Below are 25,251 nucleotides of genomic sequence, written 5' to 3' on the forward strand. Positions count from 1 at the left end.
TGAATGAATACCGTGATTGGTTCAGGGAGGAATCAGGATGATTGGGCTGGATGAACGGATGAAACTGGAGGATCGCTTCAATGATCTCTTGGCCATAGGGGAACTGCTAGTAGACATGATATCGAATGAATATGGTGATCATCTGGGTTCTGACGGGTATACGCGTTTTGTTGGAGGCTCCCCCTCCAACATTGCCATTAATGTCAATCGGCTGGGTATCCGTTCGCATATCGTCTCAGCTGTAGGGGAGGACGGATTCGGCACTTTTCTGCTGAATCGTCTGGGTGAAGCGGGCATGGATACTGGCGGGGTTCGGCGCGTTAATGAAGCGACAAGCATGGTTGTTGTTAGCAAAAGCAAGGGTACACCTGTCCCGATTTTCTATCGGGCGGCTGATTTTCAACTATCATTTGAGGCAACTCTCGTGGAATGGCTTCGCAATTCCAAAATCGTTCATTTCTCTTGCTGGCCGTTATCTCGCCAACCTGCCAGAGAAACCATTGAAAAGGTTATTGTTGAAGCAAGAAAGCATGGTGTATTGATCGGTTTTGATCCCAATTTCCATAAGATGATCTGGCAACCGGGAGAAGATGGTGCGGCTTATGTGCAATCGATTATTCCGCAGGTGGATTTCATTAAACCTTCCAAGGATGATGCAGATCGTCTTTTTGGTGAAGCATCTGCCGAGGAACATCTGAAACATTTTCTAGCGTTAGGGGCACGACTGGTCATTCTGACGTTAGGTGAAGAGGGAGCACTGGTTTCGAATGGCCAAGAAACAGTGGAATTTGCGACCTGTGCAACGAAGGTTGTAGATACTACAGGAGCGGGTGACGCGTTCTGGTCAGGGTTCTATACAGGTCTGGTAAAAGGTTACACAGTTCAGGAAGCCTTAAAATCGGGTTTTGCTGTAAGCGCGTACAAATTGAAGTATCACGGTGCGATTGTAGAACTGCCAGCTCTGGGGGCAATCAGAGAACAGTATGGACTGGAAGAGGGGGAGCATTTTGCTTAAAAATCAGGTTCAGTTAATTACCTATCCGGATTCGCTTGGTGGCAATCTGAGTACACTGAATCATTTGCTTCAGAACGAACTGGCTGGTCTGTTTACAGGAGGCGTGCACATTCTGCCGCCTTTTCCTTCATCAGGAGACCGTGGATTCGCTCCATTAACTTATCTGGAGATTGATCCTGCCTTCGGTACATGGGATGACATTCGATCAATAGGCGAACATACGGATATACTGGTTGATCTGATGGTTAACCATATTTCACAGCAGTCGCCTTATTTTCAGGATTTTCTGCTGAAAGGCCGATCATCCGAATATGCCGATCTCTTCTTGACTCTGGATAAGGTTTGGACGGATGGAGTGCCTGTGCAGAAGGATATTGACCAGATGTTTTTGCGTCGTGAGGTACCCTACTCTACGTTTAAAATCCATGAGAGCGGTGAAGAGGAGAAGGTATGGACAACGTTTGGCAAAACAGACCCCTCAGAGCAGATTGATCTGGATATACGTGCGGCGATCACACAGCAACTGCTGCGTTCATTTTTTGAGAACTTCAAAAGTAACAATGTCAAAATTGTGAGACTGGATGCCGTTGGCTATGTTATAAAGAAGCTGGGGACCAGTTGTTTCTTTGTTGAACCGGATATTTACGTTTTCCTTGACTGGGTGAAGTCACTAGCGGACGAACTGGAGATCGAGTTGTTGCCGGAGGTTCACGCCCATTACAGTGTACAGTACAAACTGGCCGATTTTGGCTGCTGGATTTATGATTTTATATTGCCATACCGGGTGCTGGAGACGTTAGTCAACCGCTCAAGCCGGGAATTACGTCATTATCTGGCGGACAGACCTGCCAATCAGTTCACCATGCTGGACTGTCATGACGGCATTCCGGTCAAGCCCGATCTTGATGGACTGATACGCACAGATGAGGCGCAGCGGCTGGTGGATATCTGTCTGGAGCGGGGAGCCAACCTTAGCTTGATTCTGTCAGATAAACATAAGTCAGAGGATGGTTTCAACGTGCATCAGATCAGGTGCACATATTACAGTGCTTTGAACGAGGATGATGATGCTTATCTGGCTGCGCGTGCCATTCAGTTTTTTGTACCAGGCATTCCCCAGGTCTATTATGTCGGACTGTTCGCCGGGAAGAATGATCTGGCACGGGTAGCCGAAACGGGTGAAGGTCGAGAGATTAATCGGCAGAATTACACAATGGAGGATATCGAGCAGCAGTTGGACAAAAAAGTGGTGCAGCGTCTTATGAAGTTGATCCGCTTCCGCAACAGCCATCAGGCTTTTCAGGGCGAATTCAGCGTTCTGGATTCGCCGGATAATCAGCTCTGTCTGAACTGGAAGCTGGAAGGGCAACAGTGCAGTCTGACGGTTGACCTCCAAACGTATCAATCCATGATACACTACACGGACCCGTCAGGGCATCTCGAAGCTTATCGGATCTAAACCATAATCAGGAAGGAAATTGCTAAAATGGCTACAGTACAGGTGAACTTTTTCTCAAAAAGCATGCGCAGAGAGGTATCGTTTAATGCTCTGCTACCTTTAGACTTGCCTGTCATTCCGGGTCAGTCCGAAGTAGCGAACGAACAGGAGCCGCTGAAGTCTATATACCTGCTGAACGGATACTCTGGCAGCCAGTGGGACTGGATCACCTTCTCGCGTATTCGCGAGCTTGCTGACCGGCACCGGTTCGCTGTGTTTATGCCGGCAGGTGAAAATCATTTTTATCTGGATAATGAAGATAAGGGTGATCTTTACGGCCAATATGTAGGCAAGGAATTGGTAGAATTCACACGCAGGTTATTTCCTCTCTCTATGCGCCGTGAGGACACATATATCGGCGGATTGTCGATGGGAGGGTATGGTGCGATCCGGAATGGTCTGAAATATGCGGAGCATTTCGGTGGCATCATTGCACTCTCCTCGGCGATTTTGCCATACAAAATAGCGAATGCGCAGCCGGGTTACTCTGACGGAGTAGCGGATTATAAATACTTCAGCCGGGTTTTCGGGGATCTGAGCCAGCTGCAAGGTAGTGATAAAGATCCGGAAGCTTTGGTGATGCGGTTAAAGAAAAAGGGCGCGTCGATCCCTGACATTTATATGGCCTGCGGCACTGAGGACTTTTTATTGGATGTGAATCAACGTTTTCGGGATTTCCTGCAACGTGAGCATGTTCCTGTGACCTACACGGAGAGTCCGGGGGTGCATGACTGGGATTTTTGGAATGTCTATATCGCTCTTGCACTGGAATGGGCAGGACAGGGCAGACGGCCTAACGAATAAGCAATTATCATAGATCTGTACCAAGCCTCTGGGGGTCGTGTGTCATCAGCGACTGTTCAGGGGCTGGTTGATTATCCGGTCAAGCACGGAAGACAAGAGAAGAGGGAACGCATGAAGAGAAAACACTTATTCCGTAACAGAAGCATCGTATTCAGACTGTACACCCAGATCACGGTTATTTTGGTTATTCTCTTCGCAGCTCTTCTTTTGAGCAACATTTATTCGCTCCAAGTGGTTCAGAATCACATCGTTAGCAATTCGGAACACACACTGGCGATCTACACGGAATCTATTCATAATAACCTGGATATCTACGCCAAAGACCTGATGGAGGTATTCGAGAATCAAGCCGATTTCGCCAGGGACTATGGGGAGCAATATATACGTTCTGGTCACGAAGGGGACTACTTTAAAGAAATGCGGCTGATCAACGCGCTCAAGTCCAAAATGACGAATAATTATGCCAGCGATGGCATGTTTGTTCAAATTGCACGTGATGAAAGACTGCTGACCTTGTTTGGCAATCGGATCAATTCCTCGAATAAACTGGCTTTATCCGACTTTTTGAAGCACCAGAACTGGCGGGACATTCAGATACAGGATCATAAGGAAGGTCAGTGGAGCATTGTACAAGTGAACGACGTATTTTATTTGTTCAAATGTATCACGTACGGGGAAGTGAGCTTTGGGACGTTTGTTCAGGCTGATCATTTACTTTCACGCACAAGTCGGGAAGCAGATTCAGCCAGCCAATTTATGTTAAGTGGTCAAGATGGTCGTATTCTGACAACGGTCAGTGGAAATGTCATGACAATAACAAAGGATTTGGCAGCGACCGAGCAGGAGCTGGGTAGTCGTTACCTTTTTGTGAGCAAACCGATTGCCGAATTCGGTCATATGACCAATATCGTTGCGAAACAAAGTGTATTTTCCGGACTGAAATTAATTCAATGGCTGATCATCGTGCTGGGTGTCGTCTCCATGGTCGTCGTGCCGCTTGTCATGAGATTTATCACCAAGGAGATGCTTCGTCCGATCCTGGAATTGGTCCGAGCTGCCAAAGAAGTTGAAAAAGGACAGACGTTATTCCCTCCTCCTTCCAGAGAGTATTCGCTTGAATTTATGAAACTGTTCCATGCATTCCAATCGATGGTTCATGAGATTACACATCTGAAGATTCAATCCTATGAAGAGAAAATTGAGAAGAGCCGCGCAGAGTTGAAAGTGTTACAGATGCAGATCAGACCTCATTTTTATCTGAATGCCATATCTACCATCTCCAGTCTCACCTATCAAAACCGGAATGAAGAAATTCGGCGTATGATCCAGATGTTATCCCAGCATCTCCGTTATATGTTCAAGGCGGAACAGATGCTTGTCAGCATTGATGAAGAGATGGGGCATGTTGAAAATTACATTCGTATGCAGGAAATTCGCTACCCGGATCAGATCTTTTATATGACGGACCTGGAAGCGGCAGCGGGTGATATTCGTATTCCGCAACTGTTGATTCAGACATTTGTGGAAAATTGCTTCAAACATGCCCTTACGTATGGAGAAATGTTATCTATTTTTATCCGGGTACACATGGAGCGGACAGCAGATGATGGGGCTTATGTTCAGATCGTGATTGAGGACAACGGTGAAGGATTCCCGCAAGCGTGGCTTCAACAATTCCAAACATCCATAAGGGCAGGGGATGAAGGTGAGCACGTAGGCATCGCAAATATTCATAAAACATTGCAGTTATTATACAAACAGGATAATTTGCTGGTGCTGTCGAGCGGAGGGGAATCTTCAGGAGCCAAAATCGAAATACGGATACCTGTTTCAAACGAAACGATTCCGGTGTCCATTTCTGAGTCTAGCATTAGAGTGGGGGAAAATTGATGAAGTGCATGTTGATTGACGACGATATCCCTACGGTTCAGGTGTTAACAGAACTTATCCCTTGGACAGCATATGGTTTTAACGAAGTATCACAGGCTCACTGTGTTCAGGATGCACAGACGTTGTTTGACGCAGGTATTCCCGATTTGGTCATTTGTGACATTGAGATGCCGAGAGGTTCCGGAATTGAGATGATTCAGTGGATCAGGGAACAAGGATATGACTGTGCATTTATATTTTTTACGTGTCACGAGAGTTTTGACTTTGCTTCCACTGCGATTTCATTTAATGCGGACTCTTATCTGCTCAAACCCTTGAATCAGGAGAAGCTTGAGGCAGCTGTCATGAAGGCGGTGGGTGGATTGAAGTGGAGAAGGCAGATGGGAGAGTATCAGAAATTCGGCATGGCGTGGCTGAAAAATAAAGGACTGGTCGAGGCCAGCTTCTGGACCGATATTCTGATGGCTACCATCTCGCCCCGGCTCGATCTGATTCAGGGGGAGATTCTTAAACGGGAGCTGACGATCAAGACAGAGCAGTCGTATGTGCTGGTGCTTGCAAGTGTATTTTTATCCGAGATCGATGAAAAATGGAATGAAAGTACGTTTCGATATGCATTTGCCAATCTCAGTTCCGAAATTATGCTGTTGCGACTTGAGTATGACCGGATTGTTTCTTATCAGAAAAATAGCATGTTGTATGTTGCTGTTATTTTGGACGAAGATGATACTAGCCAGGTTCAACTAGAAGAACGAGCTGCATTGCTGATTCAATTGATGAATGAATACTTGAAATGTATGGGAACCTGTTATATTAGCGAGGCGAAACCGATTAACGAGCTGTCTGGTGTAAAGACAGAACTGGAACGCATGGATCATTCAAATGTGATGTTTCGAGGCAAAGTTCATGGACAGCATACCGTATTTCAACGAGAACAACCGGAACGATACGATCTGGATACAGAGTTGTATACCAGCTTGTTTATCGAGCGGGAGAAAGCCCAGATTGTGAACCGGCTGAAAAAAGATTTGGAACAACTCGTTGCCAAAAACCAGCTGCATGCTGAAACGTTGCAAGTGATACGTGAGGATTTCCTTCAAGTGGTTTATGCGATTTTGGCTAAGAAAAACGTACAGGCACATCAGCTGTTTACGGATCAGCTTGCGCAGCAGTTGTATGTTAAATCGGAGCACAGCCTTTTTGATTTTATGAAATGGGCTCACCTTGTCACAGAACGTACAGTCGAAACGATTAAGGAAAGTCAACGTTCGGAAGGTATTGTCGATAAAGCGATGCGTTATATACACGACAACTACACCAAGGATCTAAATCGTGATGAAGTGGCTGCTAGTGTATTTCTAACGCCGGACTATCTTGCGAAGGTATTCAAACAAGAAACGGGACTAACGATGAAGGAATATCTGAATGACTATCGAATTAAAGCGGCAAAACTTATGTTAATTGAAAGCCGCCTGAGTATCGGACAGATTGCGATGGAAACCGGATACGAAACTATTTCATACTTTTCTACCGTTTTCAAAAAGCTTACAGGAGAAACGCCCAACGCCTACAGATCCAGACAAAGTTATGACCGGGAGAAGAATGGAGTTTAACGTTTGGAATTCAGGGACATTTGCCCATAATGTACGACTCTGCTTCATTTTGAAGCAGGGTTTTTGTTTTAACTGAACTGATGCAAAATTTAAACCGTTTTTACGAAAAAACAGACCGTTTTTGTTAAAGCTGTAATCACTCCAATTTTATAAAATGAAAACGAATACAAGCACGACATAAGGAGGTCATGAAGCAAGATGAAAACAAAGAGATTATGGGGTTCCCTGCTGTCACTGGTGCTTTGCGGTTCTCTTCTGGCGGGATGTGGGACGGAATCTTCATCTTCAAGTGCGCAAGAGGGGAACGGTTCACAGAAGGTGGACAAAGTGGTGTTCGCCATGCCTTCATTTAACCGTATTCCCGATGATATCAGTAAAGTTACAGCCGCAATCAATGCCATTACCGTTCCGAAAATCGGGGTTGAGGTGGATTTCAGACTATATGGTCCGGCTGATTATGCTCAAAAAGTAAATCTTGCACTACAAAGTGGTGAGCAAATGGATGTGTTCACAACGTTGGGGCAATTCACGAACTATGCATCCAAAAACCAGTTATACCCACTGGAGGAACTATTGCCGCAATATGGTAAAGAGTTGACGCAGATTTTGGAAAAGGACTTTGGTCCGAATCTGCTTGAAGCAACCACGATGGACGGACATATTTACGGTGTTCCGGTAAATAAAGGCATGTCGCTGCCAACCAACATCGTATACAATGCCGACATGCTGAAGGAATCCGGTCTTACAGCGGATCAAATGACGTCACTGGATGATCTGCCGGCTGTATTTGAGGCAGTCAAACAAAAACATCCAGACGTGATTCCCTTCGGTCCAGTCAATGTGAATCCAAGTGATACCAATCTCGTTCTGGCGCTTAAAGGGATGCACAAGATCGATTTCCTGTCAGATACAACCGGTATTGGTGTGGTTGTAGGTAATGACGGAAAAGTTCAAAATTTCTATGACACAGATGCATTCAAACAGGGCACCAAGATGATGAGAAATTGGTTTGAAAAAGGGTTTCTAGAGAAAGATGCCGCGACGACATCCATTTCTTTCTCCGATACGATTGCTTCAGGGCGCGGTTTTTCCTTCCTGGGCGGATACAGCGGGATGGAAGCAGCTAAAGCGCTGAGTGCACAAACGGGCAAAAACCTCGAAATGAAACGTCTGGTGCCGTACTACTTTGATACCGGTGCAGTTAATCTGGTGAGCTGGATGGTGTCCAGTACAACCAAGGTTCCCGAAGGCTCCGTCAAGTTTCTGAACATGTTGTATACTGATCAGCAGTTGATTAATACGATTCTGTACGGTATTGAAGGAGAGGACTATGTCAAAGTAGATGAGCATCATGTGAAGTTCCCGGATGGCATGGATGCATCTACCGTTCCGTATACAGCGATGCTGAGCACGGGGATTGTAGGCTCGGAATCATTGCAATACCAGCTGGAGGGCGTTAATTGGTCGGATGTGGAGTTGAAACTGAAGGAGAACAAGGAGACAGAGCGCTCACCGTACTTCGGATTTATCTTTGATCCGAGTGAAGTGAAGACACAAATGAGTGCTGTTACCAATGTGGTCAATCAATTTTTACCTGCGCTTGTAACGGGTGTTCTTGATCCTGATGCGACGATTCCTCAATTCGTAAAAGCATTAAATGATGCGGGAGCTTCGGATATTATTGCGAGCAAACAGAAACAGCTGGATGAGTGGATCGCGCAGCAGAAGAAATAAAACGTGGATAAACGTTTAATGTGGGGCGCTGTATAGCTAAGAAGCATTGCAGCGCTTTGCATTAAGGATGAGAATGGAGCGATGACTGTGAAAACCAAATCCGGAGGGCTCAGAAAAACATTGCCGCTACTGCTGCTCGCTGCTCCTGGTCTGTTATATTTTCTAATCAACAATTATTTGCCAATGGCCGGTATCTTTATCGCATTCAAGGATGTGAACTATGCCAAGGGCATATTCGGAAGTGATTGGGTAGGCTTTGATAATTTCAAATTTTTATTCCAGACGAGTGATGCCTGGATTATGACTCGCAACACCTTGTTATACAATTTGGCGTTTATCGTACTGGGGACGATGCTGTCGATCTTGATTGCAATTCTAATGTCGGAATTGTTAAAAAGCGTTTGGTCTAAGCTGTTCCAGTCGGGACTTGTTTTACCTAACCTGATTTCGATGGTGGTTCTGTCCTATATCGTGTTTGCCTTCCTGAATGCAGACAGCGGTTTTATTAACAATTCAATATTGAAACCCCTTGGTATTCCAGAGATTAACTGGTATTCCGAGGCCAAGTATTGGCCCTATCTGCTCGTGTTTATACAATTGTGGAAAACAGCCGGCTACGGTTCCATTGTGTATATCGCCTTTATCTCCGGGATTGACAAAAGTATCTATGAAGCGGCCAAGATCGACGGGGCAGGCAAACTCAAGCAGATTCGCATGATTACGCTACCTTTATTGAAGCCAACCATTATTATACTGACCCTGATGTCCATTGGGCGCATATTCAACTCCGACTTCGGCTTATTCTATCAGGTGCCGATGAATGCCGGAGCGCTGTACAGCACAACGCAGACCATTGATACGTATGTGTACCGGGCGCTAATGCAGGTCAATGATATTGGGATGTCAGCCGCTGCTGGCTTGTATCAATCGGTTGTGGGATTCATTTTGGTCATGGCTGCGAATGCAATTGTCAAAAAGGTAAATCCTGAAAATGCATTATTTTAGGGGGAAACACGAGTGATACAAACTAAAGGTGAACGCGCTTTTCATGTGTTTTCCATCGTCGCTATGGTTATGTTTACGTTACTGGCATTTCTACCATTTATGCTGATCATCATGGCATCCTTTACGGAAGAGTCCTCGTTAATTCGTAACGGTTACAGTTTCTTTCCTGAAAAAATGAGCGTGGATGCTTATGTATACATGTGGTCTTCTGCTTCTACATTTGTGCGGGCGTACGGTGTATCTTTTCTTGTTACTACATTGGGAACGGCACTTGGGTTGTTAATTACAAGCATGCTGGCTTACCCGATGTCGCGCCAGGATTTCAAATATCGTAATGTGCTGGCGTTCATTGTATTTTTCACGATGCTGTTCAGCGGAGGAATTGTACCTTCCTACATTCTGTGGACGAAATACTTTCAGATCAAAGATACACTGGCCGCCCTGATTATCCCGAATCTATTAACGAATGGATTTTATGTACTGCTTATTCGAAATTTTTATAAAAATAATGTACCTGTTGAATTGATCGAATCGGCTCAGATTGATGGAGCTTCAGAGCTCCGTATTTTCTACCGTATGATGCTACCTCTGTCTGTGCCTGTACTGGCAACAGTCGGACTGTTTATGGGACTGGCGTATTGGAATGACTGGATTAACGCCCTTTATTTTATTACGAAGCCCCAGTACTATGGAATACAAAATATGCTGATTCGTCTGATGAATAACATTCAGTTTCTCAAGTCAGGTCAGGCCAGCAGTATGCTTGGGGCCAATGCTGCTGATCTGCCAAGTACGGCAGTCCGCATGGCGATGGCGATTATCGGTATATTGCCTATTCTGGTCGTATTTCCTTTCCTTCAGAAGTACCTGACCAAAGGTATCATTGTGGGTGCAGTTAAAGGTTGATAACCATTTTAAAATGTAGGGGGAATCCACGTGAATGTACAGCAAGTGATGGAGACGGTTATGCAGGATTCCTGTGGAGATCAGCGTCTATCACCAACGGGCGATGTTCTTGTTACAGGAGAAGCGGACACTGTAGTGACAGGCATTGTGACGACGTATATGGCAACGGTCGAGGTTATTCGGCAGGCTCATGCAGCAGGAGCTAATCTGATTATTACACATGAGCCTACCTTTTATACCGGGGCAGATCAGCTCGACTGGATACAGCAAGATCCGGTATATGAAGCCAAGCGCAAGCTTATTGAGGATTACGGCATGGCGATCTGGAGATATCACGATTATATGCACATGGCGAAGCCGGATCGAATCTATACCGGTCTGATTCGAGAGCTGGGCTGGGAGTCAAATCAGGTTGATTATGCTTTTCCGTGGATTTATGAGATTGAACCCATGCAGCTTCGCGATCTGGCCGAAGAGTTAAAGGAAAAGCTAAAGATAAATGTATTGCAGGTCGTGGGCAGCCAGGATATGACATGTTCTCGTATCGGAATCCTTGTTGGAGGCGGAAGCCTCGGATTAGGCAAGGAATCGATGCCGATGGAACTGATGAAAGAGCAGCAACTCGACGTCATGATCTGCGGGGAGATTACGGAATGGACGTTGTGTGCGTACGTCAATGATGCATCGATGCTTGGATTAAACAAGGCTATGCTGGTCATCGGTCATGAACGAAGCGAAGAATGGGGAATGAAACATATGGCGGAGTGGCTACAGCCGCTCGTTGGGGATATTCCGGTTCATTTTATCGATGCAAAAGAACCGTTCCTATATTTGTAACACAATCAACAACATTCAGATGTTCCTAGAATGAATTGGGAAAGGGAGCTTACATAGAACTGAGTCTGAAATCAAACAATGAGAACACCACGTTTGAAGGAGGCTGCAGGATATGATACGAAATCAAGCGAAACAGGGATATTCGGTTAAAATGAGGTTTCAAATGCGGATCTTCCTGTGTTTCATCATAGCTGTTATTGGAGCAGGAGGAACTGGGGTTTCTGCCAGGCCAGCCATGTTACCGGAGCCGGCTTCATCATCATCTCAGTTCAATCGAATGGCCATCATCATCGATGATGTGGGCAACGATATGAAGGGCACAGCAGAAATTCTCGATATGCCTGTGAAGCTGACTGTAGCTGTGATGCCTTTTTTGAAAACGACGAAGAAGGATGCGATCGCTGCACATGAGAAAGGCATGGATGTAATTGTGCATATGCCGATGGAACCCAAGAAAGGCAAGCCGGAGTGGCTTGGCCCAGGGGCAATTACATCCAATCTGACAGATGAGCAGGTTCGCCAGCGGGTTGAAAAGGCAATTGATGATGTGCCTTATGCCATCGGCATGAACAACCATATGGGTTCTAAAATCACTTCCGATAAACGCATCATGTCCATTGTGCTGGATGTATGCCTGGAACGCGGCCTCTTCTTTGTGGATAGCCGTACAAATTTTCGTTCCGTGGTTGGCGATCTTGCCATAGCCAAAAATATGCCGCCTGTAGGCAATGACATTTTTTTGGATGATCAAAATTCAAAGGCACATATTCGCAAGCAACTTGATTTGGCTGCTCAGCAAGCAGTTGAGAAGAAAAGCTGTGTTGTCATTGGTCATGTCGGTCATACAGGCATGAATACTTCGGCAGTGATACGGGAGTCGGTCTCCCGCCTGCAGAATCAAGTTCAGTTTGTAGGAATCGGTGATATGGTAAGGGATGTATGGCACTGGCAGGTTGCACCTACACTACCGACAGATAATAAATAATACCATCCGCAATCGACTGGGCAATTCGCTTTTGCTCTGCCGGGTCACTGATTCTGGCCCGGTCGGCTGGATTGCTTAAAAATCCGGTCTCCACAATGACTGCCGGATGTTTCACATAATTTAGCATGTAAAACGGTTTGCCCCAGACCACTTCACGGTGTGTACCGCATAATTGGTTCATGGCATCCTGGATCGATTGTGCCAGCAGATAACTGCGGCCCTCTTTCTGATGAAGCACTACCGGGCCGTGCGTAGCTGAACGAGGGCTCCAGTTGGCATGAATGCTAACGACGATATCGGTGCTGACTTCCTCACTAAGGCTTTTGCGCTGTGCGAGATCCCTGATGTGACGTGAGCGACTGTTTAACCAACGGTTCTCATCACTAAGTGCGTAATCACCTAGACGGTTAATGATGACGGTGTAACCTTTGCCGCGAAGCAGTAAGTATATCTTTTGACTGATCGCTAAATTAATGTCTTTTTCCAGAACACCTGCTTCGGATGTTCCTCCGTCAATACCTCCGTGGCCAACATCCAGCAGGATAACGGGTGCGGCAAAAGCATGATGACTTGAATGATAGGAATCGCCATCGATAATTGGCATGATGGACGGCCGATAGGCAGATGGATCGTGACGAGTCAGTGTAGAAGCAGAGGAGAAACCGGTCATAGGATAAACACTAATCAGCAGGGCTATAGAAGTTGTCAGAAGTAGCTTAAACATCGAATTATACACTCCTTCAAAATATAAGTGTTGAAGCGAAAAAGGCAGGATGGATACCTTTGGCATTAGACTGTGCATTTTAGATCATTTCATACGCTATTTGCACAAAAAAATGTTTAGTTAAATCACGTCTTGCGCACAATAGAGATAACGTTAGATCACGGATGTGCGGAAGAAGAGGAGGCTGCTTTATGGCTAAAAGTGATGAACTGGTTAAATATATTACGCAACGTGTGGTACATTACATCGACACGCCGAAGGATGAGCGAAAGGAACGGAGAGCACAAAGCAGAAGGAAAGAGCCCTGGTCCATGAAATGGTTTGGCATGATCCCATTTGCGGTATCCTTATGGGTAGACAAGAAGAAACGAAGATCAGAGAAGAGTTGAACCGCTTCCTTAAAAAAGATGAACACGAGTGCCAATTCAAGAAGACGCAGTCCTGTATTAGGATGCGTCTTTTTATGAGTCATTTTGAGTTATAAAAAAGATTATGAGTGCATGTGCTAAGAATTAATCTTGTAAAAATGTCCATCATGCAAAAGCTTGTTCAAGGGAATGAAGCGTTGTGTGGAGTTAAAGCCACCAAGACCGACGTAAAGATCAAACGCTGAACCTGCAATACTCCATATCTGATAACCGCTTACTGGCAAAGGACCACCGTAGAACAGATTCCATTCTTCTGCTGAGAAGACAAGGGCTTCTCTATGGTTCTGCTGGAGCTGTTGCTTCACTTGAGAGGGTTGCAGAGGTTCAGATGTCAGCCAGGTTAGTTGAGATGAAGGGTCAAAAGCAGGCTGTAGAATAACAGGACTCGTATGAAATCTTGTTGGTTCAGGTATAGCTATCTGTTGTTGCAACTCCTTTAACTCGTAAAATTTTGTTTCAGAGTCAGTCTCTACACGTTCTAACCGATCAGCCGGCAACAAGTCTCCATTGGATGCATCGATGTACATCGCGGGATGATTTACACGTTCCACTTTCCAATAAGCCAAAAGAGGAGCAGCATATCGACGTGTAATCTTATCACCAGCAGTTTGTAATATTTTCATATCCAAACCCTGTCGTTCTAAAGCCTGTCCTAGCAACTCGTTATTAAACAAGGAATGTTCTCCCTGACCATACTCACTGAGAAGAAGCTGACCTTGCGAATTTATAGAAATAATCATATATCCAACGGGCTTGTCCTGAATGCTGGCATGCACAAACCAGCCATGGTTACCTGGCCCTAATGGATAATATTCAAGCTTCGCTACAAGCCAATCTGGATTGGAGGTGCCGAGTGCGTTCACTTGCAGTTCCGCGAATTGCTCTACAGAAGCGGGTGCAAACCTGTTCGTTGGTGCCGCTGCATGAGCCGTCGGCCAGATGGAGAGAAGAGCAAAGCAGATGATCATGCTCAAGAAGATCGATAGGCAATGCCAGATATTTCGTCGTTTTGACCGGGGCCGTTTTTTCATCGTAAACACCTTCTTCCTGACTTCATTGTAGAGGATAGGGGGTGCAAAGGGTGCTGCAACCTGTCGGTTCAACGGTTATGAATAAACACTACTTTTGCCAGCATTTGCAGGAAAAGTAGTGTCTTCGTCTTATCTTAAGTGAAACATGCCGCTGCTTATGGCAGTGACCTTCACCTTCGGCTCATATTGCCAGATCATCTCGGTTCGCCTGTTCTCATACTGCAGTTTCATCGCTTCACGATCTATGACCGCCTGTTTTGCTTTTTCTTGCTCAGGGTCTACATCATCTTGCGTCTGTTGTATGGTAGATTCGGAGGCCAGTTCCACGTCAGCTGGGACCGATTCTAATATGCCGCGAACCCGATTAATAACAGGACGAACCGTTTCATCTTCAGTAACCGCAGGCATGTCTTCTCGCAGTACGGCTTCATAGTAGGCGTCCACCACATCGAGTTCGAGTTGCAGGCGTTCTTTCGCTTTTTCCGCCCAGCTATAATCGAGCCTGCTTAAGTGAGCGGTGAGATGTGATTCGAGAGCAGCCCCTGCATCAGCGAGCGAAATTTTCGGTGACTGGGCATGCATATTTTCAGCCAGTCTTGGACTGAGATCACGCCGGCTCAGCTTGCTTCCGAACTTTTCGATGATTTCACCCGATCTTAGTGAAATGCCAAGGAAGTGTAATTCCTCCCGTTTCAGGTCACAAGCAAACTCGACTTTAAAACAAACCCCTAGCCAAGGTTCATACACAGCCGGAGATGTGGCCCTGATCTGGCGTTTGGCGGCTTGTTCAAACAGGTTTACGAAGGCGCCACCTTCGCGGGCTGCGGTAAATATCTGCTGTAATCTGCGGCTACCATACACAACATCTTCTCGCAGAATGCGTCCGGGACCAAGCTGCGGCATGGAAGGCGTGATGCCAAAATAACGTCCGAGTATCGTTTCTTTCGGAGCATCAGGTGGCGTTTGAACAGGCTGAGACGCTTTGGCCTTGGCTTCCGCCGCCTCAGTGATCTGCTGATAAGCTTCCGGGTCAAAAACAAAAGTAAATGACATGGTCTCAGGCTCCACCCCTACACGCTCCACAAATCCCCAGTAATACGGACGGTTCGTTAATGCCTTGTCTGCTTCAGGTGATAATTTAACCGTCACATGAGCAGGTGACCGCTCCATGATCTGGCAATCCAAAGCTTCCAGATAGGTTAGGACGTAAGCTTGGATCTCATGCGGTGACATAGTCATGGATATCAGTTGCCCCCTTTGTGAAGATCAAGTTTGGTGATTAAAGGCACCTCGTCAGCAACTTCGCGCTGAATTGTGTTCAGCGACTGTCCGAGGGTGTCCATTTTACGGCGAATATCTTCTTCGTTCTGCGATTCCAGCATAATTTTGTACAGACTCTTTTCGATCGATTCCTTTTTCTCCAGCCGTTCGAGAATAACATCCAGTCCACCGATGACCATCTCGAACATATTAATTTTCTCATGCAACAGATTCAGAATATGTTCCTCAATCGTACCTTTCGTAGACAGGTTGAAAATGTTAACGTCATTCTGCTGACCGAGCCGATGAACCCGGCCAATCCGCTGTTCTACCCGCATCGGGTTCCACGGTAGATCAAAGTTAATCATATGGTGACAGAATTGCAGGTTGATGCCTTCACCACCAGCTTCCGTTGCAATCATCGCCTGAACACGGCCACGGAAAAGATCCATCATCCAGTCCTTTTTGCCTCGATTCATCCCGCCCCGATAGGGAACAGCCGTTAGTCCGTTGTTACGAAAATAATTCAGCAGATATTCCTGCGTCGCTCGGTATTCCGTGAAAATAATGACTTTTTCATTCATATCTCGAATCAGTTCCATCGTTTTTTCGGCTTTTGTATTTTCTTTAATCGCCTTGATATGAGCCACCAGTTCCCAGATTTTATCCCGCAGTGGAGAATCCAATGGTAGCTTTTTGGACAGATTGACGAGTGTTACAAACACAGCGTCCCGACTGCTACAGACTTCCCGTTGCAACGTAACGAGCGAAAGCATGCTGCTAAGGTTGCCGCCTGCTTGCTGGTATTGATCTTTGACAAACGAGGTTACCCCGTCATAGAGTGCTTGCTCTTCAGGCGAAAGTTGCAGATCCACGTTAGACACGTTGCGTTTTGTAAATTGAACGGGGCCTTCGCCACGCCTGTTACGGATCATGACTTTGGACAGCTCATCTTTGAGCTGCTCCTGATTTTTGGGCACACGTTTATCGACGACAAAGTTGGCGGCAAAATCGCCTTGACGACCAAGCTGACCGGGCTTCAGCAGGTTAATGAGATTGAAAAGCTCGCTCATGTCGTTCTGCACAGGCGTAGCAGTGAGTAGCAGGCAGTATTTTTTGCGTAATTGCAGCATGAATTGATAATTGGTTGTTTTTTTATTTTTGAGTTTATGTGCTTCATCAATGATGATCATGTCATAGTCCATACTTAGTAACATATCTTTGTGCGGGTCTCTCTTGGCAGTGTCCATAGAAGCAACAACGACTTCATTTTGCCAGGAATAAGCCTTTTTCTGTGCAACTGCTGGGATGCCAAATTTGGTATTGAGTTCACGTACCCATTGCAATACCAGAGAAGCGGGGACAAGAATTAACACTTTAGATACAAGACCACGAACCATATATTCTTTCAAAATCAGGCCAGCTTCAATCGTTTTGCCCAGACCTACTTCGTCAGCGAGAATGGCTCGGCCTGACATTTCGAATAATACTTTGCGTGCCGTATCCATTTGGTGAGGAAGTGGGGTCAGATCTTGCAAATGTTTCAGACATTGAATTTCGTCAAAGTTCGGAATGAGATTCGTTTCTTCAGCCTGAATACCGAGTTGAAAGAGTCGGTAATCCCCCCAAGGACCGCCCTTGTCCAAACGAGATTCAAGCTGTTCCAGCCAGCTTCGATCAAACTCAAGAGGAACAGGTAAGTCAGCTACAGGTTGATTCATATGATGCGGATGTTTCCGGTTCATGATGCTTCCTCTCCGTTCTTGTGTTATTCGTAGGTAATAGTATGGACGAAGGAAGGCAAGTTCATAACCCGTTTCAGAGGATCTATGATATAGATCACATAGAAAATCAACATATAGTGTAATATAATGGTTATAAATCACTACATGTAGTATATAGGCATAAATTATTCTCAAAGACAGCATTGAATTTAAAATGAACGGTTTATTCGGGGAGGTTGATTGCAGAGATGGCATCCAACAATACAGGAACGAACCAACAAGTGAAGCATCATGAGAACAAACATAAGCTGGAAGGGCTCAGCGAGAAAATATTTCTGGATCGGTACGCATGGAAGGACGCCGATTCAAATCATGCAAAAGTCGGAGATATTGTACTTGTATTAACGAAAGATGATCCCAAGTTTCCGGTGAAGGAAGTCGGTGAGATTGTTGAACGGCAGGCACAACTAGTTAAAGTGCGGACACGTAGCGATACGATCATTGAGACCGATGTGGAAAAGTTGACACTTACGATAGAGAAAACACCGGAAGAGATGTGGGATCGTCTTGCCCGAGCGATGGCAGCTGTTGAATCGACACCTGAACAACAGGCTGTTTGGGAGAAGAAGTTTCGCTTGGTGCTGGATGACTGGAAACTGGTTCCTGGTGGACGTATTGCTGCTGGTGCAGGGGCCAGTGATGAGTTGACGCTGTTTAACTGTTATGTCATTCCTTCTCCGCAAGACAGCCGGGGCGGCATCATGAAGACGTTGACCGAAATGACTGAAATTATGGCTCGCGGCGGTGGCGTGGGTATCAATCTGTCATCCCTTCGTCCGCGGCGGGCTGTGGTGAAAGGTGTGAACGGCTCGTCCAGCGGATCGGTATCCTGGGGCGGTTTGTTCAGTTATACGACGGGGCTTATCGAACAAGGCGGTAGCCGCAGGGGTGCGCTGATGCTGATGATGAACGATTGGCACCCGGACGTGCTGGATTTTATTACGGTTAAACAAACGATGGGGCAAGTGACCAATGCCAATCTGTCGGTCTGCGTAAGCAATGCGTTCATGGAGGCTGTGAAGCAGGACGGTGATTGGGAGCTTGTTTTTCCCGATACGAGTGACCCGGACTATGATTCGCAGTGGGATGGGGATCTGACCAAATGGAAAGAGGCAGGCCATAACGTTATTCCATACCGGACAGTGAAGGCACGTGAAATATGGTATACGATTATTGAATCCGCCTGGAAATCAGCCGAACCCGGTGTTGTATTTATGGAGTATTACAATCAGATGTCGAACAGCTGGTATTTTAATCCGATCATCTGTACTAATCCTTGTGGGGAACAGGGCCTTCCAGGCTGGGGCGTATGTAATTTGTCAGCAATCAATTTGTCCAAATTCTATGATGAAACAAACCACGATGTGGCATGGGAAGAGCTGGCGGAAACGACGCGCATTTCGGCAAGATTTCTGGACAATGTGATTGACGCGACGCCGTATCATTTTGAAGAAAATCGATTAAATCAGCAACGTGAACGCCGGGTGGGGCTAGGAACCATGGGACTTGCGGAGCTGATGATCAAACTGCGTATCCGTTATGGCAGTCTTGAATCGCTAGATTTTCTCAATAAACTGTATGGATTTATGGCAAAGGAAGTCTATCTCGCTTCAGCGGAGATTGCCGCGGAGAAGGGGGCGTTCCCGGCGTTTGAGGCAGAACCTTACTTACAAAGTGGATTTATGAAACAGATGATCGCGACGTACCCAGAGGTTGGAGAGGCGATCCGTCAAAAAGGAATTCGTAACGTGACGCTGATTACTCAGGCGCCTACGGGAAGTACCGGAACGATGGTGGGCACATCGACTGGCATTGAGCCGTATTTTGCTTTTAAGTATTTTCGCCAGAGCCGTCTTGGGTATGATGAACAGTTTGTGCCGATTGCTGAGGAGTGGCTGGAGCAACATCCTGGTGAGTCCCTACCGGATTATTATGTGACGGCGATGGATCTTTCGGCCGAAAATCATATTCGCGTGCAAGCTGCCATTCAGAAGTGGGTGGACAGTTCGATCTCAAAAACGGCAAACTGTCCGGCTGATTTTACGGTGCAGGATACGGCAGAGCTGTATGAGCTAGCTTTTGATCTAGGTTGTAAAGGGGTAACGATCTATCGGGACGGCAGTAGAGATGTTCAAGTACTTTCTACTTCGAAGAAAGAAGACACCTCAGCTATTGAGGGGCAGAATGCGGATAAAGAGGAATTCAACAGTCTGGTAGCTGAGTCCGTTTCGGTAGCAAATCCGGTGTATGCAGAGCGAGAGTCCAGTTTGCCAGACTTGGGAGAACAGACTACGGGTGTGGTGGATAAACAATATAAACGTCGTCCACAAGTATTGCGCGGAGCAACGTATAAGATGCATACGCCGTTTGGCATGGCTTACATTACGATTAATGATCTGGACGGAACACCGGGTGAGATTTTCCTCAACGTAGGCAAGGCAGGCTCCGACGTGTTTGCGATGGCGGAGGCACTGGGCCGGGTGTGCTCTCTATTCTTGCGATATGGCGATCATGGTCATAAGGTGGAGTTGCTTATCAAACATCTGAAAGGCATCGGAGGTTCAGGGGCCATTGGTTTTGGAGCTAATCGTGTGGAATCCATTGCGGATGCCGTCGCGAAAGCGTTGGAAAGCCATGTTCAGATAAATGAGGATATTGGAGTGAAGAATCCGATCAGTGCTAAGCGTATGAACAGCAGCAACAATACAAAGGAAGTTCTGCTGAACACGCAGACACCGACCTCACAACTGGACGATGCTGGAGGTGAGGGGCAAAAGACTCCTATACAATCTATCGACTTATGTCCTTCATGCGGCTCGGCGTCCTTGATCAATGTGGAGGGCTGCAAAACATGCAGTAACTGCGGATACAGCAAGTGTAATTAAGCTATTCCAGAACAAATCTGGAGTGAATTGTTGCTCTAATGAGCCTGAACAAGGATGTTCAACCTAAAAAGTGTACAGACGAAGTGCTGACATACCAGCACTTCGTTTTTTGTGTTGCTAGACTTCAATCGAACTGCCTAGACGTCGATAGGTCTCTTTAGTCAACGGTGTACATTGAATCTAGTTTCATCTGAATTATTTATTCATTAGACATCCCTTTAATCTTAAATATGTTAAAATAAGGACGGTGTTCTTACAAATCCAGTTAAAAGAGGCACATATTCCGTTTAAATGAATGTTCATGTCAGGTTCTGGACGAAGGAAGGAGGTAGCATCTATCATGAATAAACATTGGAAAAAGTACTTGTTTTTGTTTGCTCTGATCGTGCCGATCTCAGTAGGTACCATTTTTACGCTCCCATATCACCATCGATATATTGCAGTAGCTCTATTTCCACCTCTATTTTGGATGCTCTACTATTCATGGATCACATTAGAAAGAAAACGGGATCGTTAGTAAAGGGTGGTGGAAAGGTGACAATGAAGGCGTTATTAACATTAAAAGAAGCTTCTAAGAAATACGGCGGCCGAGAAATTTTAACAGATGTATCGCTTGTGATTAGCCAAGGAAATTGCATTATTATAAGAGGAAACAACGGTTCCGGGAAAAGTACGATGCTCCGAATGGTGAGTGGATTAATTCCATTAACGTCGGGTCAAAGGTTACTTGAGCATAGGAATCTGGTGATTGGATATACCCCGGATCGATTATCGAAACTAAGGATGACTTCGACGGAGTATCTGACACACATGGGCAGAATATCAGGTATGACTAAGAAAGAGTTGAAAGAACGTATCAAGGAGTTGCATGATTTGTTTCGTCTTGAACAGAGTGATCAGTTGAAGATGAGTCATTTCTCAAAAGGAATGTTGCAGAAAACAAATGTAATGCAAGCTATGATTAAGCCGCCAGACCTTCTGGTATTAGATGAGCCTTTCTCAGGATTGGATGAAGAGTCAACGGGGCATTTGCTTCATTCTCTGAACAAAATTAAGGAAGAAGGGACATCGATTTTGGCAGCCGTGCACGATCCGTTATTAGCAAGTCAATTGGAAAGCAACACATACTGGATTCATCAAGGAAGACTGAGTAAGGAGAGTATACATACGTCTTCTGAGCAGAAGGTTGTATATTTTGAGCTGGAAGGCAGCATAGATTTAAGCGTTGTTGATCATCTTCTTGAATTTTTCCCCGATATTACATATAAAAGAAGTGAAAATGGTTATATGGTCATGACTTTTATGTATAAAGATTATCGTAGTTTTTTACCCGAATTTATAAATAAAGGTGGAGAGATTGTTAGTCTAACGAGAAAGGAGCTAGGCTAATGATTTCATTACTGTCATATTTACATACCTGTTTCATGCGTTCTTATCGCTATGGTCCGGCTACTTTTGTATTTTTTATGGGGATTATTTTCGTATACAGTGTCGTTCCGAATCCAGTAATGGCTAGTTATGCATTTTCAACAACATTTATTTTTATTATTTCTGTTGTTATTTGTTATACGTTGATTGATATGGAAACGACAAATCAGGAATCGGTTACGGTATTGCATAGTGGCGGTTTGGTAAAACTTTATGTTGCGAAATTGTTATATTGCTGGCTTTTTACGATTCCACTCGCTCTGTATGCCGTTTCGTTCCCAGCCATTTTTCAAAAGTTTGATCGAACTCCGAGTGTTGAAGAGCTAGGCATGGCCCTGATTTATCATTTGGTTTCATCTTGGCTGGGAATTGCTTTAGCCTGCTGGTTTAGTTCTAAGTTTGTTCGTTCCCGAGTCATGTCTTTTTTAATGCTGAGTGTGCTCATTGTTATTACACTTTCTGTGAAAGGTATAGAACAGGTGTTGCCAGACGGATTTACACCAATGATTTATCTGTTGCCTCCTCTAAGTAGTACTATAGATGTGTTAATTAATTATGATGCACAAAGTCTATTTAAGAAGCTAATGGTAATAATTATACCGCTCGTATATGGTGCGATTACAGCAGGATTATTTGTTTTAATGATTCACAGACGCAAGCTGGATTCAATGCAATGATATTCTCGTTCCACCTCTAGAGTCCTAGGAAGGAAGAAGCAATTATAAGCAAAACTTTCAATCCGCTCTGAGTTAGGTTTATAATGGATAGTGGCTGCTGAGCAAGTCGGCGGCCTTTTTCTATTGAATAAGTTCAGGTAATTATGTCCAGTCGATGAAAAGCACTATATTAAACATTAAATATAGAGTATGATTTTACAGCTGATTATGCTGGCAGAAAAGGTTACATCGGTTAAACGGGTTTGTAACTATTCTTGTCAATTATGAAGTTGTTTTCAGGCGTATAATGCTAAACGTAATCGTGAAATCACGAGAAAATATAAGTTAGATTCACAATCAATACAACTAAATCTATAGGCAGTTCGTCTTCTTTATGTTGTAAATGAAAGATGGAAGGTGCAATACGTATGTTAATAACAACTAGAATGAGCCAGTGTAACAGGATGCCCCGATCTCGATGGATGTGGACTCGCAGTAACAAGGAGGGGCGAGCATGTCACAATCAGTGAAAAAAAAGAGGCATATGAACGGACTGGATGGCTTACGAGCCATCGCGGTACTTGGCGTGATTGCTTATCATTTAAATTTGGATTTCATTCCGGGCGGGCTGCTCGGTGTAGGTATATTTTTTGTTCTGTCAGGCTATCTGATTACCGATATTTTGTTATCCCAGTGGCGGGAACATGGGCGCATTGCGCTTGGAGATTTCTGGTTAAGGCGGTTTAGGCGCTTGTTGCCTGGCATGCTAACCATGACAGCGGTTGTGATGCTCTGGCTGTTATGTACAGACTCGTCCCGGCTTGCTTCACTCAAAGGGGATATCTTATCCGGTGTTACGTACATAAGTAATTGGTGGTATATCTTTCACCATGTTTCGTATTTTGAAAGTTTCGGTCCGCCATCACCTTTTGGACATTTCTGGTCACTGGCTGTTGAGGAGCAGTTTTATCTGCTTTGGCCGCTTCTGTTAATTGCAGCGATCGTTTTGTTCAAAAGAAAGGGATGGCTGGTCGTCTCCATTGTCGTTGCAGCTGAACTTTCAGCTGGCGCCATGGCCATCATGTACAACCCGGATTTGGACCCGAGCCGTGTATATTATGGAACAGATACCCGTGCATTTGCCTTGCTTGCCGGGGCAGCGTTAGCTGTAGTCTGGCCAAGCCGGAAGCTGTCTGGCACATTGCCTGCGATGAATCGGCTCGTATTGGACGGATCAGGAATTGCTGCCCTAGCGGTGCTAATCTATATGATGCTGAATACGAGCGAATACGACTCGTTCCTGTATCAGGGGGGCATGGTGATACAAGCGATTGCCGCAACCCTGCTGGTGGCAGTACTTGCCCATCCTTCGTCTTTGCTGGCAAGGATTATTGGGGCAAAGCCATTGCGCTGGATTGGTGAACGTTCGTATGGAACATATCTGTGGCATTATCCGATTATTGTTCTGACCAGTCCTGTTGTAAATACAGGGGGTGCACATCCTGTACGTATGTTGCTACAAGTCGTTGCAACGGTTGTACTTGCATCGATGTCGCTAAAATATATTGAAAACCCGATTCGTTATAACGGTTTTTGGGATTCCTTGTCAAAACTGTGGGGAAGAGGGCGTACCTCTTTCGTTCCCCGTCAGGTATGGTGGAAACGAACAGGCCTGCTGATGACGTTCCTGTTACTATGTTATGCCATATCGCAGACGGTACTGCCAGTAGCAGCCAATTCAGATTCACATTCGGTGTCCCTGTCTACGGTGTTCAATGGCGAAAAGTCTGCTGAAGAAAAGGGTCAGGACGTTGTACCCGTTACAACAAAACCTTCGGATTCCGGGGAAAAGAATCCATCTGTTCAGTCAGGTACGGAGTCGACGTCAGACGGGAAAACGAATGGGAGTCACAAGCCTGGAACTGCATCTACAGATGGGTCTAAATCGGCCAAGCCGGACGATTCATCCAGCGATAGCCGGGATCAGGGCAACTCACCATCTAATCCTGACAATAATCCTGCTTCCAATTCGTCTGATTCAGGAAACAAAGAAACCGACCCATCGGGTTCGAAACCAGATGAAGGCACAACCGATGCAACGGATTCAGGGGCAACGGATAAACCTGTGACACCTGTCACTAAGAATGGAAAAGTCCAATATACAATTATCGGAGATTCCGTTATTCTGGATGCCAAGCCTTATCTGGAGCAGAGCATATCCGGTGTGTACGTAGATGGCCATGTCGGCCGTCAGATGTGGCAGGCTGGAGATGTGCTGAGGGATCTGAAGCGTAACAAGCAAATGGGCAATCAGGTGGTACTTGAGCTTGGAACGAACGGTTCCTTTAATTCCAAAAATTTAAAGTCCGTACTTGATGGATTGAAGGATAAAACACGGGTTTATCTTGTCACGGTACGTGTGCCGCGTCCTTGGGAGCGAACGGTGAACAAGGCTCTGACGGATGCAGCCTCCAGTTACAGTAATGTTTCTCTTATTGATTGGAATCAGGCTAGTGAAGGGCATGACGAATATTTTGAAAAAGACGGGGTGCATCTGACCGCCGAAGGTTCTGAAGCTTTTGCAGCATTGGTGAAAAACAGTCTTCAATAACCGAACGATTAACATGTAGAATCCTTTAATACGAACTTATCCAGCTATTATATCTTTGAATCATGCAATACATGTTCAGCACATGGAGTATACGTCCAATTTTAAAGTCTCTCCCTGAGAGCAATGGGATTGAAGTTAGTCTTGACTTCATGACATT

At 45.5% G+C, this 25,251-nt stretch carries 20 protein-coding genes; 16 read left to right on the forward strand and 4 right to left on the reverse strand.

Annotated features, from left to right (window positions below):
* Positions 1-37 precede the first annotated feature (37 nt).
* The 10 genes from ACT89M_RS10450 to ACT89M_RS10495 all read left to right on the forward strand — a co-directional run bounded on the left by ACT89M_RS10450 (position 38) and on the right by ACT89M_RS10495 (position 12,287).
* Positions 38-1,015: a carbohydrate kinase family protein gene (locus ACT89M_RS10450; RefSeq protein WP_221786537.1), complete on the forward strand. Its 978-nt coding sequence runs from the start codon at positions 38-40 to the stop codon at positions 1,013-1,015.
* Positions 1,005-2,474, forward strand: coding sequence for a sucrose phosphorylase (gene gtfA, locus ACT89M_RS10455; protein WP_154960128.1), 1,470 nt, complete (start codon positions 1,005-1,007; stop codon positions 2,472-2,474). Before ACT89M_RS10450 ends, gtfA begins: the two co-directional genes overlap by 11 nt.
* A gap of 27 nt (positions 2,475-2,501) precedes the next feature.
* Positions 2,502-3,317, forward strand: a complete 816-nt coding sequence (locus tag ACT89M_RS10460; RefSeq protein WP_308722069.1) for an alpha/beta hydrolase — start codon at positions 2,502-2,504, stop codon at positions 3,315-3,317.
* 111 nt (positions 3,318-3,428) lie between these two features.
* On the forward strand, positions 3,429-5,207 hold the full coding sequence (locus tag ACT89M_RS10465; RefSeq protein WP_260510643.1) for a sensor histidine kinase: 1,779 nt from the start codon (positions 3,429-3,431) through the stop codon (positions 5,205-5,207).
* Positions 5,207-6,820, forward strand: coding sequence for a helix-turn-helix domain-containing protein (locus tag ACT89M_RS10470; RefSeq protein ID WP_154960082.1), 1,614 nt, complete (start codon positions 5,207-5,209; stop codon positions 6,818-6,820). Before ACT89M_RS10465 ends, ACT89M_RS10470 begins: the two co-directional genes overlap by 1 nt.
* Positions 6,821-7,018: 198 nt before the next feature.
* The gene (locus ACT89M_RS10475; RefSeq protein WP_308722067.1) at positions 7,019-8,554 is read left to right on the forward strand and encodes an ABC transporter substrate-binding protein; all 1,536 of its coding nucleotides are present in this window, start codon (positions 7,019-7,021) and stop codon (positions 8,552-8,554) included.
* Between the two features lie 81 nt (positions 8,555-8,635).
* On the forward strand, positions 8,636-9,559 hold the full coding sequence (locus ACT89M_RS10480) for an ABC transporter permease (protein ID WP_090924376.1): 924 nt from the start codon (positions 8,636-8,638) through the stop codon (positions 9,557-9,559).
* A gap of 12 nt (positions 9,560-9,571) precedes the next feature.
* On the forward strand, positions 9,572-10,465 hold the full coding sequence (locus tag ACT89M_RS10485) for a carbohydrate ABC transporter permease (protein WP_154886526.1): 894 nt from the start codon (positions 9,572-9,574) through the stop codon (positions 10,463-10,465).
* A 30-nt stretch (positions 10,466-10,495) separates the two neighbouring features.
* Positions 10,496-11,302 (forward strand): Nif3-like dinuclear metal center hexameric protein, encoded by an 807-nt coding sequence (locus ACT89M_RS10490; protein ID WP_154886524.1) that lies wholly within the window; start codon positions 10,496-10,498, stop codon positions 11,300-11,302.
* A gap of 112 nt (positions 11,303-11,414) precedes the next feature.
* A complete protein-coding gene (locus tag ACT89M_RS10495) occupies positions 11,415-12,287 on the forward strand; it encodes a divergent polysaccharide deacetylase family protein (RefSeq protein WP_308722066.1) in 873 nt (290 codons plus the stop codon).
* On the opposite strand, the gene ACT89M_RS10500 is transcribed toward ACT89M_RS10495, so the two are convergent.
* Positions 12,262-13,011: an N-acetylmuramoyl-L-alanine amidase family protein gene (locus ACT89M_RS10500; protein WP_154886520.1), complete on the reverse strand. Its 750-nt coding sequence runs from the start codon at positions 13,009-13,011 to the stop codon at positions 12,262-12,264. The genes ACT89M_RS10495 and ACT89M_RS10500 overlap by 26 nt on opposite strands.
* A 191-nt stretch (positions 13,012-13,202) precedes the next feature.
* Between ACT89M_RS10500 and ACT89M_RS10505 the strand changes: the two genes are divergently transcribed.
* On the forward strand, positions 13,203-13,400 hold the full coding sequence (locus tag ACT89M_RS10505; protein ID WP_090924381.1) for a YqzE family protein: 198 nt from the start codon (positions 13,203-13,205) through the stop codon (positions 13,398-13,400).
* A gap of 116 nt (positions 13,401-13,516) precedes the next feature.
* Here the strand turns inward: ACT89M_RS10505 and ACT89M_RS10510 are convergent, their stop codons facing one another.
* The 3 genes from ACT89M_RS10510 to ACT89M_RS10520 form a co-directional block, all read right to left on the reverse strand.
* Complete coding sequence (locus ACT89M_RS10510) at positions 13,517-14,470, reverse strand: hypothetical protein (protein WP_154886518.1); 954 nt, start codon at positions 14,468-14,470, stop codon at positions 13,517-13,519.
* 129 nt (positions 14,471-14,599) lie between these two features.
* Complete coding sequence (locus ACT89M_RS10515) at positions 14,600-15,709, reverse strand: YqhG family protein (protein WP_261769168.1); 1,110 nt, start codon at positions 15,707-15,709, stop codon at positions 14,600-14,602.
* 5 nt (positions 15,710-15,714) lie between these two features.
* Positions 15,715-17,475, reverse strand: a complete 1,761-nt coding sequence (locus ACT89M_RS10520) for a DEAD/DEAH box helicase (RefSeq protein ID WP_308722065.1) — start codon at positions 17,473-17,475, stop codon at positions 15,715-15,717.
* 227 nt (positions 17,476-17,702) lie between these two features.
* Between ACT89M_RS10520 and ACT89M_RS10525 the strand changes: the two genes are divergently transcribed.
* From ACT89M_RS10525 to ACT89M_RS10545, 5 genes are all read left to right on the forward strand, one after another.
* On the forward strand, positions 17,703-20,399 hold the full coding sequence (locus ACT89M_RS10525) for an adenosylcobalamin-dependent ribonucleoside-diphosphate reductase (protein WP_308722064.1): 2,697 nt from the start codon (positions 17,703-17,705) through the stop codon (positions 20,397-20,399).
* Positions 20,400-20,739: 340 nt separating this feature from the next.
* On the forward strand, positions 20,740-20,916 hold the full coding sequence (locus ACT89M_RS10530; protein ID WP_167375840.1) for a hypothetical protein: 177 nt from the start codon (positions 20,740-20,742) through the stop codon (positions 20,914-20,916).
* Positions 20,917-20,939: 23 nt separating this feature from the next.
* On the forward strand, positions 20,940-21,788 hold the full coding sequence (locus tag ACT89M_RS10535; RefSeq protein ID WP_308722264.1) for an ATP-binding cassette domain-containing protein: 849 nt from the start codon (positions 20,940-20,942) through the stop codon (positions 21,786-21,788).
* On the forward strand, positions 21,788-22,504 hold the full coding sequence (locus ACT89M_RS10540) for a hypothetical protein (RefSeq protein WP_308722063.1): 717 nt from the start codon (positions 21,788-21,790) through the stop codon (positions 22,502-22,504). Before ACT89M_RS10535 ends, ACT89M_RS10540 begins: the two co-directional genes overlap by 1 nt.
* A gap of 493 nt (positions 22,505-22,997) precedes the next feature.
* Positions 22,998-25,094: an acyltransferase family protein gene (locus ACT89M_RS10545; protein WP_308722062.1), complete on the forward strand. Its 2,097-nt coding sequence runs from the start codon at positions 22,998-23,000 to the stop codon at positions 25,092-25,094.
* The last annotated feature ends 157 nt before the right edge of the window (positions 25,095-25,251 follow it).

The organism is Paenibacillus sp. NN59, from assembly GCF_057597225.1.